Annotated in this window: 17 protein-coding genes; 10 read left to right on the plus strand and 7 right to left on the minus strand. The window is 70.1% G+C overall.

Annotated features, from left to right (window positions below; genetic code table 11):
* Positions 1–8: 8 nt before the first annotated feature.
* Positions 9–1,265, plus strand: a complete 1,257-nt coding sequence (locus SH922_RS27880; RefSeq protein WP_393060598.1) for an Ig-like domain-containing protein — start codon at positions 9–11, stop codon at positions 1,263–1,265.
* A 212-nt stretch (positions 1,266–1,477) separates the two neighbouring features.
* On the opposite strand, the gene SH922_RS27885 is transcribed toward SH922_RS27880, so the two are convergent.
* From SH922_RS27885 to SH922_RS27895, 3 genes are all read right to left on the minus strand, one after another.
* Positions 1,478–2,605, minus strand: a complete 1,128-nt coding sequence (locus SH922_RS27885) for a hypothetical protein (protein WP_393060600.1) — start codon at positions 2,603–2,605, stop codon at positions 1,478–1,480.
* A 464-nt stretch (positions 2,606–3,069) separates the two neighbouring features.
* Complete coding sequence (locus SH922_RS27890) at positions 3,070–3,255, minus strand: hypothetical protein (RefSeq protein WP_393060602.1); 186 nt, start codon at positions 3,253–3,255, stop codon at positions 3,070–3,072.
* Between the two features lie 51 nt (positions 3,256–3,306).
* A complete protein-coding gene (locus SH922_RS27895; RefSeq protein WP_393060604.1) occupies positions 3,307–6,015 on the minus strand; it encodes an AAA family ATPase in 2,709 nt (902 codons plus the stop codon).
* Positions 6,016–6,279: 264 nt separating this feature from the next.
* Between SH922_RS27895 and SH922_RS27900 the strand changes: the two genes are divergently transcribed.
* Positions 6,280–6,894 carry a TetR/AcrR family transcriptional regulator gene (locus SH922_RS27900; protein WP_393060606.1) on the plus strand — a complete coding sequence of 205 codons (615 nt, stop codon included), beginning with the start codon at positions 6,280–6,282 and terminating at the stop codon, positions 6,892–6,894.
* Between the two features lie 123 nt (positions 6,895–7,017).
* Here SH922_RS27900 and SH922_RS27905 read toward each other — a convergent pair whose 3' ends face one another.
* The 4 genes from SH922_RS27905 to SH922_RS27920 form a co-directional block, all read right to left on the minus strand.
* Complete coding sequence (locus SH922_RS27905; RefSeq protein ID WP_393060608.1) at positions 7,018–7,287, minus strand: PqqD family protein; 270 nt, start codon at positions 7,285–7,287, stop codon at positions 7,018–7,020.
* 387 nt (positions 7,288–7,674) lie between these two features.
* Positions 7,675–8,439 (minus strand): thioesterase II family protein, encoded by a 765-nt coding sequence (locus tag SH922_RS27910; protein WP_393060610.1) that lies wholly within the window; start codon positions 8,437–8,439, stop codon positions 7,675–7,677.
* Between the two features lie 121 nt (positions 8,440–8,560).
* Positions 8,561–8,794, minus strand: a complete 234-nt coding sequence (locus SH922_RS27915) for an acyl-CoA carboxylase epsilon subunit (RefSeq protein WP_393060612.1) — start codon at positions 8,792–8,794, stop codon at positions 8,561–8,563.
* A 23-nt stretch (positions 8,795–8,817) separates the two neighbouring features.
* Positions 8,818–10,428, minus strand: a complete 1,611-nt coding sequence (locus SH922_RS27920) for an acyl-CoA carboxylase subunit beta (RefSeq protein ID WP_393060614.1) — start codon at positions 10,426–10,428, stop codon at positions 8,818–8,820.
* A gap of 534 nt (positions 10,429–10,962) precedes the next feature.
* On the opposite strand from SH922_RS27920, the gene SH922_RS27925 reads away from it, so the two are divergent.
* The 8 genes from SH922_RS27925 to SH922_RS27960 all read left to right on the plus strand — a co-directional run bounded on the left by SH922_RS27925 (position 10,963) and on the right by SH922_RS27960 (position 19,179).
* The gene (locus SH922_RS27925; RefSeq protein ID WP_393063713.1) at positions 10,963–11,829 is read left to right on the plus strand and encodes an ACP S-malonyltransferase; all 867 of its coding nucleotides are present in this window, start codon (positions 10,963–10,965) and stop codon (positions 11,827–11,829) included.
* 115 nt (positions 11,830–11,944) lie between these two features.
* Positions 11,945–12,808: a sugar phosphate isomerase/epimerase family protein gene (locus tag SH922_RS27930; RefSeq protein WP_393060616.1), complete on the plus strand. Its 864-nt coding sequence runs from the start codon at positions 11,945–11,947 to the stop codon at positions 12,806–12,808.
* A 100-nt stretch (positions 12,809–12,908) separates the two neighbouring features.
* A complete protein-coding gene (locus SH922_RS27935; RefSeq protein WP_393060618.1) occupies positions 12,909–14,138 on the plus strand; it encodes a cytochrome P450 in 1,230 nt (409 codons plus the stop codon).
* 12 nt (positions 14,139–14,150) lie between these two features.
* On the plus strand, positions 14,151–14,345 hold the full coding sequence (locus SH922_RS27940) for a ferredoxin (RefSeq protein WP_393060620.1): 195 nt from the start codon (positions 14,151–14,153) through the stop codon (positions 14,343–14,345).
* A 160-nt stretch (positions 14,346–14,505) separates the two neighbouring features.
* The gene (locus tag SH922_RS27945) at positions 14,506–16,041 is read left to right on the plus strand and encodes an AMP-binding protein (RefSeq protein ID WP_393060622.1); all 1,536 of its coding nucleotides are present in this window, start codon (positions 14,506–14,508) and stop codon (positions 16,039–16,041) included.
* Positions 16,038–17,300, plus strand: a complete 1,263-nt coding sequence (locus SH922_RS27950) for a type III PLP-dependent enzyme (protein WP_393060624.1) — start codon at positions 16,038–16,040, stop codon at positions 17,298–17,300. The genes SH922_RS27945 and SH922_RS27950 overlap by 4 nt, the downstream gene beginning before the upstream one ends.
* Complete coding sequence (locus tag SH922_RS27955) at positions 17,297–17,797, plus strand: cobalamin B12-binding domain-containing protein (protein WP_393060626.1); 501 nt, start codon at positions 17,297–17,299, stop codon at positions 17,795–17,797. The genes SH922_RS27950 and SH922_RS27955 overlap by 4 nt, the downstream gene beginning before the upstream one ends.
* Positions 17,794–19,179 (plus strand): methylaspartate mutase, encoded by a 1,386-nt coding sequence (locus SH922_RS27960; protein WP_393060628.1) that lies wholly within the window; start codon positions 17,794–17,796, stop codon positions 19,177–19,179. The genes SH922_RS27955 and SH922_RS27960 overlap by 4 nt, the downstream gene beginning before the upstream one ends.
* Positions 19,180–19,266: the final 87 nt, after the last annotated feature.

Genomic DNA, 19,266 nt, shown 5'->3' on the forward strand with positions numbered 1-19,266 from the left:
CGACCACATTGAACGGGCAGCCGATATCGGGGACATCGGCCGGGGCGACCGGCGGACGGCGGGGGCGTGGTGCCACCGGCCTGCTGGCTCTGGTGCTGGGTGCGCTGCTGTTGCTGGTGACGGCGTGCGGCGGGGGAGACGCCGACGGCGGGAGCAAGGGCGGCGGCAAGGCGGACGGGGCGGGGACGGGGGACACCACCGCCTCGCAGGCCGTCGTGGACATCGTGCCGAAGGACGGGGCCGATTCCGTCGCCACGAGCGGGGCACTGAAGATCTCGGCCGAGCAGGGGAAGCTGGCCACGGTCAAGGTCTCCGACCCCAAGGGGGCGGAGGTCGCGGGGAAGATCGCGGCAGACGGTACGAGCTGGGAGCCGGACCGGCACCTGGCCTCGGCGACCAAGTACAAGGTCCATGCGGTCGCCAAGGACGCGAAGGGCCGTGAGTCGGCGAAGGACACCACCTTCACCACGCTGGTCCCGCAGAACACCTTCATCGGGCAGTACACCCCGGAGGACGGTTCCACGGTCGGCGTCGGTATGCCGGTCTCGATCCACTTCACCCGGGGCATCACCGACCCGGAGGCCGTCGAGAAGGCCATCGAGGTGTCCGCCGAGCCCGCAGTGGAGATCGAGCCCCACTGGTTCGGCAACGACCGTCTGGACTTTCGCCCCGAGGACTACTGGGCCGCGGGCACCAAGGTGACCGTGAAGCTCGACCTCGACGGCGTCGAAGGGCGTCCGGGGGTCTACGGCAAGCAGGCCAAGACGGTGTCCTTCACCGTAGGACGCCGGCAGGTCAGCACGGTCGACGCGAGTACGCACCGGATGAAGGTCGTCCGCGACGGCAAGCAGATCAAGGACGTCCCGATCTCGGCGGGCGCCCCGGCCACCACCACGTACAACGGCCAGATGGTCATCAGCGAGAAGCTCCGGGTGACCCGGATGAACGGAGACACCGTCGGCTTCGGCGGTGAGTACGACATCAAGGACGTGCCGCACGCGATGCGCCTGTCCACGTCGGGCACCTTCATCCACGGCAACTACTGGGGCGGCTCGGGCATCTTCGGCACCACCAACACCAGCCACGGCTGCGTCGGTCTGCAGGACGCGCGCGGCGCCGGCGACCCGAGCACCCCGGCGGCCTGGTTCTTCGACAGCTCGCTGATCGGCGACGTCGTGATCGTCAAGAACTCCCACGACGACACGATCCAGCCGGACAACGGCCTCAACGGCTGGAACATGAGCTGGTCGGAGTGGACCAAGTAGGGCCCACCGCACGGACATTCACGGGCCCGGTGCCGACGGACAGACGCCGTTGGCACCGGGCCCGTGAATGTCCGTGGACCCGCGAACGGCGTCGGCTCCCGCGACCACACTGTGGTCGCGGGAGCCGACGCCGTTATAGGGACCGGCGGCCCAAGAGCGGTGTGAAGCGATATTTCCGCCCGTATTCGATACGTGTGCGACGGTCCGGTTCGTTACGTGGGTGATGTTCCGGGCGTACATGCCGAGGATGTGGACCCATCCGCGGTCCCGGCGTTATCCGATAGGTCGGGCTCTTTCCTCGTCACGGAAGTCCGGGACGGTGGAAAGGGATCGTCGACCAGGCCCGCCCGAGTCAGGTGAACGCCGGCTTGAAAGCGGCTGATGGCTCCCTGGGCATCCATGATTTCAGCGATGTGCCGGCGGCATGTGCGGACCGATATACCGAGCCGTCGAGCCACCATTTCATCTTTGTGCCCCATCGCCATAAGGCGCACTATCGACTTCTTGAGGGCATCGATCGTTTGCGGAGTTTCCTTCGCGTCGGGAATGAGTGGGCTTGCGGTGTTCCACAGGTTCTCGAAAGCGGCGCAGGCGAACGCGACCATTGCCGGGTCCCGCACCGCGGCCGCCGTCGTCATGCGGCCTCCCCGGGAGGAGCCCGGGGAGTGGGGCAGCACGAGCGCTTCACGGTCGAAGGCGACGAGCGGATCGATCAGCTCGGCGCTGGTCCTGACCTCGGCCCCGTGCTGCGTCAGCTCCCGCACCAGGGCTCGGGTCACCAGGTCGCCGCGTACGGCGTGCTGGTAGATCAGCCGGGCCCGCACCCCGCGGTCGAGCAGGTCCAGGGCGATGGTCCGGGCGGCCGGGAAAGCCTGACAGGGGCGGGCGCCGCTGGGCAGAACCAGGAGGAGTTCCTCCTGGCAGTGGGCGCTCATGTGCTCGATCAGCGCATGTAAGGCCGTGATACCGGCGGGGTCGTCCATCGGCGGAGGGGCCGCGGCGAGCGGACCGGCCGGGTCCGGCCGGCTCTCCTCGTGGTCGCGGGCGCGGTCCGTGCGACGGTCGCGCAGCCGCGCTCCGAGCGCCCGTGCCAGCTGCGCCCCGGTCTCCTGCGCGTCCACCGGGGCGACGGGCTCGTCCTCGGCGGCATCCGGCCGGATCAGGCCCAGGAGGCGCAGCACCCGCTCCGCGCCTATCGACTGCTCAGGGCTCAGGCTCAGGCTCTTGGCGACGTCCTCGTGCTCGAGCCGGGTCGCTTCCCCACTGAATCCTTGCGTCGATGCGCTGTGGTCCAGTGGCGTGCATTCCCCGACCGAGCGGGACCCTCTGGCTGCCGGCATTCGCTGCTCCCCCTTTTGCCCGCAGGTCACTGGGCGTCAACTCTAAGGTATCTGGATTTCGTGAAGGGAAATGGAGCGTGAATTCGCTCACGAGTGATCCGAGGGTACGGCCGTGCAATGGCGGGAGGGGATACGGAAAGCGTCGGAAGGGTTGGCGGAAATTAACGCAAGAGGAATCGGGCGGGTGTGCTTCGGTGGTGCTGAGTCAGGGTGGACTCTCCTGGTCCGGAATTTCCTGTAAGGGTAATCAGGGTGGGATTGGTCGAGCACGAGCGTAACCGAGGGGGTTGCCCACCCAACAGTGTTTACTCAATTAATGCATTTCATTTACTTTCCCTTTACTTGTGTTCGGAGGGTAACACCGTTTGGGCGTGCCGCATGAAGGGAAGAGCGGTTTCCGATTTCCCGGGATTTCGGCACGCTCGCTGCGGCCGCCGGGCCACGGCCGGCCGTGGCCCGGCCGCTCACATGTCGCGACGTTGCCCCGCCGCCCCGGGCCCGGGCGCCACCGGCCGCGCCGAGAGCGTGCCCGCGACCGGATCGAAGCCGGGCTCCGCCTCCGTGAAGTCGAGCTCGCGCCGGGGCGGCGGATGCAGGCCCCTCTCGCGCGGCAGGGAGGCGGCCGCGCGGAAGCCGGGGCGGTGGGTCATGCTGCCGGTCACACCGTCCGGCCGGTCACGCCGTCCGGCCGGACGGGCTGATCAGACCGTTTCGGCCGTGGAGACCGTGAGGTGGAGGTCCACCGGAAGGTCCTGCCGGCGCGTGATGTTGAGCTTGCGGTAGACGCGCGTGAGGTGCTGCTCGACCGTGCTGACGGTGATGTGCAGCTTCAGCGAGACCTCACGGTTGGTGTATCCGCTCGCCGCGAGGGTGGCCACCCGGCGCTCGGAGTCGCTCAGCTTGGTGTCGAGATCGGAGCGGCACTCCTCCGGGGCGCTGCGCCGGTGCATCCGGTCCTCCGGGCCGAGCTCCGGGGAGATCTCCTCGCACAGTGACTCGGCACCGCACTCCCGGGCCAGGTTCCAGGCCCTGCGGAGCGCCGCGTCCGCACGGGCGGGTTCGGAGACCGCCCGCAGGGAACGGCCCAGCGCGGCGAGCGAACGGGCCAGTTCCACCCGGTCGCCGGAGCGGCTCAGTTCATCGACCGACTGATTGAGCAGGGCGAGTTGCTGCCGCGGATCCGAAGTCACCGCGCGTAGACGCAAGCTGATGCCGCGTACCCACGGCCTGCGCGCGTCCGGATCGGCGAACTGCTGCTCCACGAGCGCCTTGGCCCGCTGCGTCTCACCGAGCCGGAACAGCACGTCGGCCGCGTCCGTGCGCCAGGGCAGCATCGCCGGCCGGTCCACGCCCCAGCTCTTGGCGAGCCGGCCCGCTTCCAGGAAGTCACCGAGCGCGGCGTGGAGTTGATGCGTCGCCATGAGGTAGAGGCCGCGAGCGCGCAGATAGGAGAGACCGTGGGTGCTCTTGAACAGCGTGTCCGAGACGGGCTGGTGGAGCTGACGGGCCACCGCCGCATGGTCGCCCATGAGGGTGCGCGCCCGGATCAGCGTGGCCGTCGGGCTCCCGATGAACGCGCTGCTGCTCTGCTCGGGCAGGCAGTCCAGTGCCCGGCGCGCGTACTCCTCGGCGGCGTGCAGATCACTCAGGCGCAGAAGTACCGCCGCGAGTGCCGAGGAGAACAGGGCCTGCCAGGCGGGGGCCTTCTGCCGCTCGGCCTCGGCGATCAGCTCACGGCAGCAGGCGGCGGCCCGTTCGGGGTGACCGAAGTAGGAGAGGGACCGCAGGGCGCGCATGACCGGTTCCAGCGTCTCGTCGGTGAGGATGGTCGTGCGCAGGAAGCGTTCGGCGACCGTGGCCTCCGCGCTGTTCTCGGTGCCGGGCGAGGGTCTCCCCTCGCCGGGTCCCCGCGGATTCTCGATCCGGACGCCGGGTGCGCCGGGCGCCTCGTCCGGGCCGGGTCCGGGCCCGAGTCCCTCGTGGCCGGCCGCGCCGCTCGTCACGGTCTCCCTGAGGATCATGGACATCACCTCGGCGGCCTCGGCGATGCGGCCCTGGGAGGTGAGGAGTCCGGCCAGCGGTGCCAGACGCTCCACGGCCATCCGGCCGGAGCGGAGCACTGCGAGCGGGGCGGACAGGTGCTTCTCCGCCCGTCCCGGATTGACCCGCCAGGTGACGGCCGCGAGCCGGGTCTTGATGTCCGCCCGCTGCTGCTCGTCGAGGCTCAGTTCGTGGGCGAGTTCGAGTGCCTCGGTGGCTCGGGCGGGGTCGCTGCGCGTCAGCAGGTCCTCGGCGGCCTCCCGCAGCACGTCCACGGCCCAGGGGGCGGCGTTGAGCGATGCCCCCATGTGGGTGGCGGCGAGCAGATGCCTGGCGACCTGGGTGACGGATTCGCCCTCCAGGTGCAGGAGTTCGGCGGTACGCAGATGCAGACCGGCCAGCACGTCGGCCGGCACCTGATCCAGGACCGCCCGTTCGGTGTGCGGGTGCGGGAAGCGGTGGCCGTTGAGGATCCCGGAGGCGGAGAGCGAGGCGACCGACTGGGCGGCGGCGAACGCCGGGACGGCCAGGAGCCTGCCGGCCCGTTCCGGCGTGTAGGCGTCGCCCAGCACGGCGAGCGCCGCCCCGAGGTCCAGCATGTGCGGTCCGTTGTGCCGCAGGCAGGTCAGGACGGCCTGCCCGAACAGCCCGCCCTGCTCGGGCCGGAAGGTGTCGGTGCCGGTAGGAGCGGAGCGGTACTCCTCCAGGAGGGCGCGCAGCAGCAACGGGTTGCCCCCGCTGATCGCGTGCAGCTCGCCCGAGAGCGCCTCGCGAGGTGTGGGGCCGTGGGAGCCGGCCGCGACGCGTCGGCATCCCTCGGGGCTGAGCCGCCGGAGCCGGATGCGCCGCACGTTGCGGCTGCGCAGCAACTCCGTACCGAAGGAGGCGTCCTGACAGTCCTGGTGCAGGGGCGTCGTGAGGACGAGCAGCATCCTGGTGGAGCGGCAGTGCCGGACGATGTGCTGGAGGTAGCGCAGGGACGCGCTGTCCGCGTGGTGCACGTCGTCGACGGAGATGACGAGGGGCGTGGCGGCGCTCAGCCGCTCCAACGCCGCCTGGAACTCCCGCATCGCACTGACCTGCGGCTGGCCGTCCGGCGCCGTGGAGACCTCGGGGAGTGCGCCGGCCGGTGCGTCTCCGGTCAGCTGTCGCATCAGGCCGAGCGGCAAATCCCGTTCGGTCGGTGAGCCGAACGCCCGCAAGGCCAGGTCGTCGCTTGCTTCGGTCCATTCGGCGAGAGTGTCGATGAGCTCACTCTTGCCGCATCCGGCAGCGCCCTCGATGAGGACGATGCGGGCTGCGCCGCCCCGGCTCTCACCGAGCGCGGTGCGCAGTATCTGGACTTCCGGCTCTCTTTCGGCAAATTCCACTCTGTCCCCCGAGGCCCACGCTGCAGATTGACTTGTCCCGGCATTGGGAAATGCCCTGATGGAACACGTGTGGCGTATATGGAACGCGTGTGCGTACGCTACACGCCTATGAGTGTGGCGCACGCTCGGCGTATCCTCTAGTGGCCACAAGTTGCACGCCCGGCGAGGCGCTGTTGTGTTCGGCAGCCGGGTCAACACTTCGCAGTTCCACGGGAGTTCGGTCGGTCTAAGATGCCCCGACGGCTTCGAGGCAAGGGTGGTGCTGTGGGTCACCGTGAAGATCTCCTGGAAGGCGCGAAGCGCTGTCTGCTGGAGAAGGGGTTCGCCCGTACGAGCGCGCGGGACATCGTTGCGGCATCCGGAACCGCTCTGGCGTCCATCGGCTACCACTACGGTTCCAAGGACGCCCTGTTGGTGCAGGCCTACGTCCAGGCGATGCAGGAGTGGGCGGACGAGTTCGCGCCGGACACCGCGATCGGGGTCGACCTCGAATCCGCGGAGTCGACGATCGAGCGCTTCGAGATGGTCTGGAACCGTATCGTCGAGATCTTCCCGGAGCGCAAACCCCTGTGGGCGCTGAGTGTCGAGGTCGCCGTGCACGCGGAGAACCTGCCCCAGATGCGCCAGGGGCTCTCCAGGGCGCAGCCGTTCGGCTGGTCGGCGCTGGTGGCTCTCTTCCACGGCGTGGACGAGAGTGAGGTCGACGAGCAGATGGCGGTCACCCTCGGGCGGTTCTACGCCGCGTTGCTCAACGGGGTGATGTCGCTGTGGCTGTTCTCGCCGGAGACCGCGCCCTCCGGGCGCGATCTGGCCGAGGCGATGCGAGCCATTCTGGTGCTGCACCAGGGCGCCGCCGTCGGTTCGGGCCCGGCCGCCTGAAGGGGGCCGGGGAGTGACCGGGCGCCCGGAAGGGGGGTGGGCGCCGCACCCCGCCCGGTGGGTGCCGCACCACCGCCCGGTGGGCGCCGCACCCCGCCCGGTGGGTGCCGCACCATCACCCGCTCAGGGCTCGTCGCGGACCAGGCCGGCGTCCCGTAGCTCGCTCACCCAGATGTCCATGTCGGTACGGGTGTTCTCCGGGTCCGTACACCACAGCTCGGCCAGCATCTCCGCAGCCGGGCCGAGTTGGCCGTTGTGCTGGCGCAAAGCGATCCACATGGCTGCGGCGACGGGGCTGCACCGGTAGCTGGTGCCGTCTGCCGAGGTGAGGAATTCGAGGTACCCGTCCTCGGTGACGCGTGAGGTGACGCCGTGCTCTGGTCGTACCGGCACTCTGGCCTCCGTTGTCGATAGCCGGCTGGTGACGGCCAACCATGAGGAGGAGGCGTGACCGTGTACGCGGGGTGGGGGTGGGATGTCTGTCAGGTCGGTCCGTCTGTGAGCGCCGACCGGGTCTGCCTCGCACATCGGCTCATGAGGGCAGGACACCCGATGCCGCGATAGACGTTAGTCTAGTACGGTCGTCTAGATTCTGGTGAGCGAAGTTCAACTCTGTCCGGAATGCATTGGCCGGGGCCATGAAGCGCGCCTGCCCCGGAGTTGACTCCGGGACAGGCGCGAGCACGCTTCCCGAAGGGGGCGCCGGTCCCGGCGCCCCGCGCGGGACTCACATGTGTGCGACCGGGAGCGCGGGCCGGACGGTCCGGCGCTCCCGGCCGCTCACGATTCCACGGTCACCGCGCTCGTGCGGGCGCGGATCAGGTCGAGGACCGGGGGCACGTGGGAGTCGAGGAAGAAGTGGCCACCGGGGAACACCTTCAGCTCGAACGACCCCGTGGTGTGCTCGCCCCACGATGCCGCCTCGTCGACGGTCACCTGCTGATCGCTGTCACCGACGAGCGCCACGACGTCCAGGCCGAGCAGCGGTCCCGGCCGGTAGCGGTACGTCTCCGCGGCCTTGTAGTCGCTGCGGATCGCCGGAAGGATCATGCGCAGGATCTCGGGATCGGCCAGCACGGCGGAATCCGTCCCGCTCAGCTGGGCGATGTCGGCTATGAGGCGGTCGTCGGTCGCCAGGTGCACGGTCTCCTCGCGTACCCGGGAGGGGGCCCGGCGGCCGGAGGCGAACAGCGTGGCCGGTGGTGTCCCCGCAGCCTCCAGCCTGCGGGCCACCTCGAACGCGAGCGTGGCCCCCATGCTGTGGCCGAACAGGGTCAGGGGCACGTCCCCCCAGGGGCGCAGCTCCTCGATGACGAGATCGGCCAGTTCCTCGATGTCCTCAACACAGGGCTCGGTCCTGCGGTCCTGGCGGCCGGGGTACTGGATCGCGAGAACGTCGATCGCCGGGGACAGTGCACGTGACACCGGGAAGTAGTAGGTGGCCGATCCGCCCGCGTGCGGGAAACAGACCAGGCGGGCGGGGGCCTCGGGCGCCGGATGGAAACGCCGGATCCAGGGCCCGGTCTCCCGTGAGTCGTCCGTCATCAGTGCTCTACATCCTTCTGTCGCTGTCGCTGTCGCTGTCGCTGTCGCTGTCGCTGTCGCTGTCGGTCCAGGTCCGGTACGGAGTCCGAGTCGGGGTCGCCCCGGCCGTTGCCGAAGTACCTCACCGTGCCGCCCAACTGCCGGGTGGGCGGTAGTGAAGCGGCGCGCTCCACCGGGGTGCGGCGCAGGGACGGGTGTCCGGGCCGGCCGTAGGAGCGCGGCGCAGGCTCAGCAGAGCGGCGGTCACGGCGGCGATCTCCTCGGCGGACGGCACGCCGCCGAGGAAGCGCAGCGCCGGGCCGGCGCCGTCCGGGCCGGCGGCTCCGGTGGCCGGGGCGTAGGGGGCAGCGGTCATGGCTCGGTCACTCCTCACAGGGCTCAGGTCGGGGGGTTGCCGTGCTTGCGGGCCGGAACCCGTGCGTCCTTGGTCCGCAGCATCGCGAGGGAACGTACCAGCACCGCGCGGGTCTCGGCAGGATCGATCACGTCGTCCACGAGACCGCGTTCGGCCGCGTAGTAAGGGTGCATCAGCTCCTGCTGGTACTCCTTGATCCGCTGCTCACGGGCCGCCGCGGGATCGGGAGCGGCGGCGATCTCCCGGCGGAAGACGATGTTCGCCGCGCCCTCCGCACCCATCACGGCGATCTCGTTGGTCGGCCAGGCGAAGGAGAGGTCGGCCCCGATGGAACGCGAGTCCATCACGATGTACGCACCGCCGTACGCCTTGCGCAGGATGACCTGGACACGGGGGACAGTCGCGTCGCAGTAGGCGTAGAGCAGCTTCGCGCCGTGCCGGATGATGCCCTGGTGCTCCTGGTCGGTGCCCGGCAGGAAGCCCGGCACGTCGACCAGCGTGACCAGGGGGATGCTGAACGCGTCGCAGGTCTGGACGAACCGCGCAGCCTTCTCCGAGGCGTGGATGTCCAGCACCCCGGCCTGCGAGGCGGGCTGGTTCGCCACGATGCCGACCGTGTGACCGTCCAGCCGGGCCAACGCGCAGATGATGTTGGTGGCCCACTGCGCGTGGACCTCGAAGAAGTCCTCGTCGTCGACGATCTCCCGGATCACCGCGCGCATGTCGTACGACTGGTTGGCGTGGTGCGGCACCAGGCTCAGCAGACTCTCGCACCGCCGGTCCGCAGGGTCGTCCGTCGGGGCCTCGGGCGGCAGTTCGCGGTTGTTCGCGGGCAGCAGGGAGAGCAGGTGCCTGACCTCCTCCAGACACTCCGCCTCGTCGTCGTACACGAAGCCGGCCGCGCCGGAGACGGTCGCGTGGACCTCCGCCCCGCCGAGCTGTTCGTGCGTCACGCGCTCGTTCGTGACGGCCTGGACCACGTCCGGCCCGGTGATGTACATCTGCGAGATGTCCCGCACCATGAAGACGAAGTCGGTGAGCGCCGGCGAGTAGGTGGCACCGCCCGCGCACGGCCCGAGGATCACACTGATCTGGGGGATCACCCCGGACGCCCGAACGTTGCGGCGGAAGATCCCGCCGTACCCGGCGAGCGCCGTCACACCCTCCTGGATCCGTGCCCCGGCACCGTCGCTCAGCCCCACCAGCGGCGCACCGGACGAGATCGCCAGATCCATCACCTTGTGGATCTTCTGCGCGTGCGCCTCGCCCAGCGAGCCGCCGAAGACCCGGAAGTCATGCGCGTACGCGAACACCGTGCGGCCGTGCACCTGGCCCCACCCGGTGATCACCCCGTCCCCGCTGGGGCGTCGGTGCTCCAGGCCGAACCCCGTGGACCGGTGGCGCCGCAGCGACTCGACCTCCTGGAACGTGCCCGCGTCGAAGAGCAGCTCCAACCGCTCCGGAGCAGTCAACTTTCCCCGTGCGTGCTGCTGTTCGGTGGAGCGTGGGCCCATTCCCTCGCGCGCGGCGCTCTTCAGCGCCGCCGCCTGAGCCACCAGCGAGCGCAGATCCGGCCGGAGCGGCGCGGAGTTGGCGCCGGCGCTGCTCGACGGGGCGTCCTGATTGACTGTCATGGTCCCACCCATCCTTGGCTCGACGGTGCGCGGTGGCTTCTTGCACCGGCGCCGGAATCCGGATATCCGTCCCTCATTGAAGACCCGGCGCGGTCCTCGTGCCCTCCCCTAAGTTGTCCGGCACCCCCCTAAAGGGCTGTCCCGTCATCCCTGCCAGGACAGCCCTGACGACCTGCGGCCGGGCCCCGGCCCGCCCCCCGGACCGGCCGGCCCGGACACGGGGCCCTTAGGGGACCTACGGGGCACCACCGGGTGGAAGCGAAGTCCCTTTACGCCGCCCGGACGGTGGGGCGCCACGCCTCCACGGCCGAGGGCGTCAACGGAATTGGGACCCGCGAACCTTAGGGGTTTTGGCGGGGGCGGGCAGACCTCAGCCTGGGTCCCGACCGGTTCGGAAACGAAGCGCCCGACGGGCTGATCGCGCCGGGACGACGTGCTGAAGGGCAGGACACCATGAGAGACGACTTCCGTACCGGCGGTGCGCTGGTCTTCCCCGGCATGAGCCCCACGCGCTTCCAGGAATCGGCCAAGTTCATGCTGGTCAACCCGGTGGCCCGCCGACTCGTCGCCGAGGCCGACCGCGCACTCGGCTACTCACTGGTCGACCGCTACCGCGAGACCGAGGGCGACTACAGCGAGTACGCGCAGGTCGCGTTCCTCGTCAACTGCCTCGCCCTCGCCACCTGGGCGCAGGACCGGTTCGACCCGGAACCCGCGCTCTGCGTCGGACCCAGCTTCGGCGGAAAGACCGCGGCGGCCCACACCGGCGTCCTGGACTTCGCCGACGCCGTCCGCCTGACCGCCGGCTGGGCCAGGCTCCTGGAGTCGTGGTTCGCCGAGAACCATCGCGACGTCGTCACCCATTCCTTCACCCGCGTCCCGCGCCCCGAACTGGACCGGGTCCTCGCCGAACTCGACGAGCTCGGCGAGTGGTACGAGATCTCCTGCCATGTCGACGAGGACTTCTACATGGTGTCGCTGCGCGCGACCGTGCTGGAGTGGCTCGGCAAGCGACTGCGCTCGGTCGGGGGCCTGCCGCTGTACACGATGCGCCCGCCCATGCACGCGAGCGTCTTCGCCCCTCTGCGCGAGCGGGCCGAGGAGGAACTCTTCGCCCCGCTGACCTTCCACGATCCCCGGATCCCGGTCGTCGCCGACCAGGACGGCACCCTGCTGACCACCGGCGACCAGGTCCGCACCATGCTGCTGGACGGCTTCGTCCGCCCGGTTCAATGGCCCGCCGTCGTCGACTCGCTGCGCCGCCAAGGCGTCGGCAAGCTGTACGTCGCCGGTCCGGACAGCCTTTTCGGCCGGGTTCCCGTCACCACCAGGAACTTCGACGTCGTCGCCGTGGACCCGCGGACGGCGCTCCGGCCCGTCCGCCGGAGCCTCGCCGCCTGAGCGCGGCCCGGTCTCCCCGGACCCGAAGCACCTTTGAGGGACGCGCCCAGGCCGGCGCCGTGTCCCTGCCACCGGCACCAGGACCGGCCGCGGACTTTCGAGCGAGAGGTACACCATGACCCTTCTGACCAGGACCGACCTGGGATTCGCCTATCTGCAGCTGACCGGGTCGGCCTGGCAGGAGCCGGTGCGGTACACGCTGGAGGAACGGCTGGCGGCGCTGGCCGAGAACAACTGTGTCTCGATGGGCATGGCCGTCGAGGAGCTGGAGTCGTTCCTGGCCGACCACTCGGCGGACAAGCTGCGCGGCCTGCTCTCCGAGTACGGGGTCCGGCTGCACGAGCTGGAGGTCCACTTCGGCTGGAACGCCGGACCTGAGGAGAGCGGCCCCGCCCTGGAGTCGGAGACCCGCCTCTTCGAGCTGGCAGGACTGGCCGGCATTCCCGCCGTCAAGTCCTGTGCCGTGTACCCGCCCGGTGTGGAGATGCCCCCCACCGAGGTCCTCACCGAGCGCTTCGGCGCGATGTGCGACCGTGCCGCCGCGCGCGGACTGAACATCTCCCTCGAAGCCATGGCCGTGATGCCCGGCTTCACCTACCAGGTCGCCTCCGACATCATCGTCGCCGCGGACCGTCCGAACGCCGGTCTGCTCATCGACATGTGGCACCTCTTCCGCGACCCGACCGGCGTCGGCGCGGTCGACCAGCTGACGGGCGCGCAGATCGCGGCCGTGGAGTTCGCGGACGCCCCGCTCACCCCGTCCCCCGACGTCATGAACGAGGTCCTCAGCGGGCGGCTGCTGCCCGGCGAGGGCGACTTCGACATCACCGGGCTGCTGCACACGCTGGACGCCAAGGGCGTCGACCTCACCCCGTCGGTGGAGGTCCTCTCCGCCGACCTGCGCGCCCTGCCGCTCAGCGAGAACATCGCCCGCACCGCCGCGGCCGTGCGCGCCTCCCTCGAGAAGGCCCGCGGCTGAGAGCGCCACCCCTCACGGCCGCACCCGCGACAGGGAGATCGGCTCCCTGTCGCGGGGAGGCGGCTACCCACCGAGCGCAGAGACCTCTGGAGAAGGAACCATGTCCGATCTCGTCGACGCATGTCCGCACGCCCAGCCCCGCCCCTTCCCCCTGGAGCGCACCGGCTGCCCCCTCGACCCCGCACCGGAGTACGCGGTGCTGCGGGAGACCGAGCCGGTCTCCCGGGTCAAGCTCAAGTTCAACGGCCGTGAGGCCTGGCTCCTCACCCGGTACGAGGACGTCCGGCAGATGCTGGTCGACCCGCGGTTCAGCTCCAACATGGCCGACCCCGGCTACCCGCTCCAGTTCCACTTCCCCATGGAACTGCTCGGCAAGGTCAAGCCCGCCCTGCTGCACATGGACCCGCCGGAGCACACCGCCCACCGCATGATGCTGATGCCGGAACTCAGCGTGAAGCGCGTCGAGGCGATGCGGCCGCGCACCCAGGAGATCGTCGACGAGTGCATCGACGCGATGCTGGCCCAGGGCGGCCCGGTGGACCTGGTCTCCATGCTGTCGATGCCCGTGCCGTCCATCGGCATGTGCGAGCTGACCGGAGTTCCGCACGAGTCGCGCGACCTGTTCCACCGCTGGGTCACCCTCCTCGTCACCCAGGGCAGCGCCGAGGAGCACGCCTCGGCCAACGCCGAGGTCGAGGTGCTGCTCTACGAGCTCATCGCCGAGCGTCAGAAGAACCCCGGTGACGACCTGATCAGCAGCCTGCTCCAGCGCAACGACCAGAAGAAGGAGCTGGAACCGGCCGACATCAGCGCCCTGGTACGGGCCATGATCGCCGCCGGCCACGAGAGCACCGTCAACGGCATCACCATCGGCACCCTCGTCCTCCTCCAGCACCCCGAGCAGGCCGACTGGCTGCGCGCCCACCCCGAACTCTCGGGCCAGGCCGTCGACGAGCTGTCGCGCTACTCCAGCATCTCCGACCACGGCACCGTCCGCGTCGCGCTGGAGGACGCCGAGATCGGCGGCCAGCTGATCCGCAAGGGCGAGGGCGTCATCTGCTCGCTCTCCGCCTCCAACCACGACCCGGCGGTCTTCAAGGACCCCAACACCCTGGACCTGACCCGCCGCGAGGCGCGCCACAACGTGGCGTTCGGCTTCGGACGCCACCAGTGCGCGGGCCAGATGCTCGTCCGCATGCAGCTGGAGGTCGTCTTCACGACCCTGCTGCGGCGCATCCCCGGACTGCGCCTCGACGCGGCCCTGGACGAACTGCCCTTCAAGGCCAACGCCCTCATCGACGGCGTCCACGAGCTGCCGGTGACCTGGTAAAAGGAGATATCCATGCGTGTGATCGTCGACAAAGAGCGTTGTGTCGCGGCGGGTTCCTGTGTGATCACCTCGCCCGCCGTCTTCGACCAGAACGACGAGGACGGCAAGGTGGTGCTGTTGATCGCGACACCGGACGAGAAGCTGCGTGACGAAGTCCTGGAGTCCGTCAACGTCTGCCCCGTCGGGGCGCTGAGCGTCGCCGACTAGGCCACCGGCCACCCCCCGGAAGCCGGGGCACGGACCCACTCCCCTCGGGGCCCGTGCCCCGGCCGCTCCAGACCTCCCCACCCCCCCCGAAGCGTCCGGCCCCCGTCACGCGACGATGCCGGCCCGCTCGTCACCCACACCCGAAAGCGACGTTGGAACCGTGGAGAATCCGAACACCACTTACGCGCCGACGGCGCACGGGAACGGCGGGACGGTCCATTCCCTGCTCGACGACGCGACCGCGGACACCCCGGACGGGCAGTGTCTGCACGACTCCGCCGGCGAGGTGACGTACCGGCGGATGGCCGAACTCAGCCACGGTTTCGCCGCCTGGCTCGGCGAGCAGGGCGCGGCACGCGGTGACCGGCTGGTCGTGCAGCTCCCCAGCCGGCGCGAGCTGGTGGCCATGGTCTACGGGGCCTCGCGCCTCGGTGTGATCCTGGTACCGCTCAACCCCGCCATGAAGGAGTACCACCTCCGGTCCGTCATCGAGGACGCCGAACCCTCCCTGATCATCGGCGACGGCCCCACCACCGAGGTGCTCGGCCGGGCCACCGCCCTTCCCGTGCACGACCTCGCGGCGATCTGGCCCCACGTCGAGGAGGCCGCAAGGCGCCCGGCGCCCCCGCCCCTCGACATCAGCGCCGACGACACCGCGTTCCTCGTCTACACCTCCGGCAGCACCGCGGCGCCCAAGGCGGTCGTGTGCCCCCACGCGCAGGTCACCTTCGCCTCCCGCGCCATCCAGGAAGTGCTGGCGTACCGCCCGGACGACGTCGTCTTCTGCCGCTTCCCGATCTCCTGGGACTACGGCCTGTACAAGGTGCTGCTCGCCTGCCTGGGACGCTCCCAACTGGTCCTGGACGGCGGCGAGTCCGACCTCGTACTGCTGCGGCGGATGCGTGAGACCGGTGCCACCGTGGTCCCCATCGTGCCGTCCCTGGCCACGATGATCGGCACCCTCGCCCGGCGCGACACCCAGGACCCGCCCCCGGTACGGATGTTCACCAACACCGGTGCCGCGCTGCCCGACCACGCGGTCGCCACCCTGCGCGAGGCGTTCCCCGGTGTGCAGGTGGTCCGCCAGTTCGGCCAGACCGAGTGCAAGCGCGTCACCATCATGCCGCCGGACCAGGAGAACGAGCGCCCCCAGTCGGTGGGGCTGCCCCTGCCCGGTACCACCGTCCTCATCCTCGACGCGGAGGGCCGGTCCCTCCCGACCGGCGAGACCGGTGAGATCGTCGCCGTGGGACCGCACGTCATGCCCGGCTACTGGCGCCGCCCCGAACTCTCGGCGCGCACCTTCCGCCGCGACCCCGACACCGGGGCGCTGCGCCTCCACACCGGCGACTACGGCCGGCTCGACGAGGACGGCTACCTCTACTTCGAGGGCCGCCGCGACGACATGTTCAAGCGCAAGGGCATCCGGATGAGCACGGTGGAGATCGAGGCCGCCGCCATGGACATCCCCGGGGTGCGCACCGCCACGGCGCTTCCTCCCACCGACACCCGCGACCTGGTCATCTTCGCTGAGACGGAACTGGCCCCCCACACCGTCCTGAAGGAACTCGCCGAGCGCCTGGAGTCGGCCAAGGTGCCCGCTCTGTGCCGGGTCCTGGACGAACTGCCGCTGAGCCTGCACGGGAAGAACGCCCGGCAGGTACTGACCGAGATGATCGACGGGGAAGGGCGATGAGCCGCTACCAGGCACTGGCCGAACGCTTCGGCACACCGCTGTACGTGTACGACCTCGACGAGCTCGACTCGGCACGGCAGCAGCTGTTCGACTCCCTGCCCGAGGAGTTCACCCTCTTCTACGCCCTCAAGGCCAACCCCCACCCGGGCCTGGTCCGGGCCCTGCGGGAGGGCGAGGGCCGCCACTGCCGGCCCGAGATCAGCTCCACCGGCGAGCTGGAGTCCGCCCTCTCCGCCGGCTTCCGCGGCGAGGACTGCCTCTACACCGGCCCCGGCAAGACCCCGGGCGAGCTGGACGAGGCGATCCGCCTGGGTGTCCGCGTCTTCTCCACCGACTCGGTCTCCGACGTCCGCCATGTGGCCGACGCCGCCCTGGCGAACGGTGTGACCGCCGACTGCCTGCTGCGCGTCAACAGCGCGTCCGCCAGCGCCACCAGCAGTATCCGGATGACCGGTACTCCCTCGCAGTTCGGCTTCGACAGCGAGACCCTGGCCGACGTGGTCCCCGAGCTGCGGACGATCGCGGGCGTCCGCATCACCGGGATGCACTTCTTCCCGCTGAGCAACGCCAAGGACGAGGACAGCCTCGTCGGCGAGTTCCAGCACACCATCGAGCTGGCCGCCCGTCTCCAGAACGAACTGGACCTTCCCCTGCGCTTCCTCGACATCGGCGGCGGCTTCACCGTGCCGTACGCCGTTCCCGGCACTCGCGGGACGTACCCCAAGCTGCGCGGCGAGCTCGCGGCCGCGCTGGACACCCACTTCCCGCAGTGGCGGACCGAGGGCCCCGAGATCGCCTGCGAGTCGGGCCGCTACCTCGTCGGGGCGAGCGGCACTCTCGTCGCCTCGGTCAGCAACGTCAAGGTCAGCCGCGGCCGCAAGTTCGTCATCCTCGACGCGGGCATCAACACCTTCGGCGGCATGTCCGGCCTCGGCCGGCTGCTGCCCGTCGCCGTCGGGACCGAATCGGGGGAGTGCGTCGAATCGGCCAGTCTGGTGGGCCCGCTGTGCACGCCCGGCGACATCCTCGGCCGTGAGATCGACCTGCCCGCACTCGCCGCCGGCGACCTGGTGACGATCCCCAACGCCGGCGCGTACGGGCCGACCGCCAGCCTGCTGATGTTCCTGGGCCGCCCGGCCCCCACCGAGGTGGTCGTGCGCGGGGACACGGTGCTGTCCGTCTCCCGGATCGAGCACAGCCGCTCCTACGCGTCCCTGGACGAACCGTCCGCGAACACCGTCGAGGGAGGTACCGAATGAGCACCGGCCTCATGCACGGCGCCACGAGCACCATGAGTCCGGCGGGTGCCCGGCGCGGCACCGTGGTCGTCACGACCATGGCCTCCGACTCGCACACCTGGAACCTCGTCTTCCTCCAGCTGCTCATCGAGGAGCTGGGCTACGAGGTGATCAACCTGGGCCCGTGCGTCCCGGACCAGATCCTCGTGGAGGCCTGCCGGGAGACCGCCCCCGACCTGGTGGTGATCAGCAGCGTCAACGGGCACGGCCACCAGGACGGGCTGCGCGTCATCGAAGCGCTGCGCGCCTGTGGTGACCTGACCTCGACCCCGGTGGTCATCGGCGGGAAGCTCGGCGTCGCCGGGCAGCAGAGCGACGCGGCGATCGGTGAGCTGATCTCGGCCGGGTTCGATGCCGTCTTCGACGACGCCTCCACGGCCGCACGGGAGTTCAGCCGGTTCGTCGGCACGCTCTCCACCGCCCCCCGCTCCCTGGAGCGCACCGAGGTCGGGGCGTGAGACCGGGCGCGCACCCGCTCCGGCGGACGGCCGAGGGGGCGCGCCCGGTTGACTTCGGAGCCTTCGTCCGAGCGAGAAGCCGCGCCGGTGACCTGGTGGTGCAGCCCCGGATGGGGTTCAGCGACCCCGCCACCATGCGTGCGGGGCTGGCCGCCACCCGCGCAGCCGACGCCACGACGGTCGGCACCGTCACCCTCGACAGCTACACGAGGGTCGGTGAACTCGCCTCCGTGGAGAGCGCTTTGCGTGCCGGGGCCGGACTCAACGGCTACCCCATCGTCAGTTACGACCCGGCCGTGACCGGTCAGGTTCTCGCGGGGATCAGGGACGAGACGTTCCCGGTCCAGGTCCGGCACGGATCGGCCGTCCCCGGGGACATCTTCGCCGCGCTGGGCAGGACGCTGATCAACGCCACCGAGGGCGGCCCCGTCTCGTACTGCCTCCCCTACGGACGTACTCCGCTGGACGAGTCCGTACGGAACTGGGTCCGCTGCACCGAGGATTTCGCGCAGCTGCGGGAATCGGGAGTGGAACCGCATCTGGAGACGTTCGGCGGCTGCATGCTCGGGCAATTGTGCCCACCGAGCCAGCTGGTGGCGATCAGTGTGCTCGAAGCGCTTTTCTTCTGCCAGCACGGAATACGAAGTGTGTCGCTCAGTTATGCCCAGCAGACCCACCCGGGGCAGGACCGGGAAGCGGTCGCGGCTCTGCGGCGGCTCTGCGAGGAATTGCTTCCGACGCCCAACTGGCACGTGGTCATCTACGCCTACATGGGCGTCTATCCGACCACGGACGAGGGCGCCTATCTGCTGCTCGACCAGGCGACGCGCCTCGCGGTCGACTCCGGGTCGGAACGGCTCATCGTGAAGACGGTGGCGGAATCCCGCCGGATCCCGACCGTCGCGGAGAACGTCGCCGCACTGGAGTCGGCGGCCAGGGCCGCCAGGACGGCGCCGCCCGGCGAGCCGGCCCCCGCCGAAGCCGACTCGCAGACATACCTGGAGGCCAGAGCCCTGGTCGAGGGCGTGCTCGAACTGTCCTCCGACATCGGACACGCCTTCGAACTCGCCTTCAGGCGGGGAGCTCTGGACATCCCCTACTGCCTGCACCCGGACAATCACGGCCGGGCCCGCAGCTACATCGACGGCGACGGCCGGCTGCGGTGGGCCGGTATCGGGCGGCTGCCACTGGCCGGGCTCGTCGGCCCGGCCCGTACCCGGGATGTCACCTCGTCCGGGCTGCTCGCCGATCTCTCCTACGTACAAAGGGCGTTCGACCGGGTGGCGATGGAATCCGGTGGTTCGCACAACCGCGACGGCGCCGGCATCGCGCCGGCCGGATTCCGGTCCCTCTCCCCCGGCGAATCGCAGGAGAGTTCCTAGGACTTAGGGGGGCCGTAGGGGCTGTGCGCGGCCTTTCGCCTTCATAGCGTGACCCGCAGTGGTGCGGTTCCTTGGTGAATTCCGTCC

It is taken from the genome of Streptomyces sp. LN549, assembly GCF_043203805.1.
Lineage (GTDB): Bacteria > Actinomycetota > Actinomycetes > Streptomycetales > Streptomycetaceae > Streptomyces.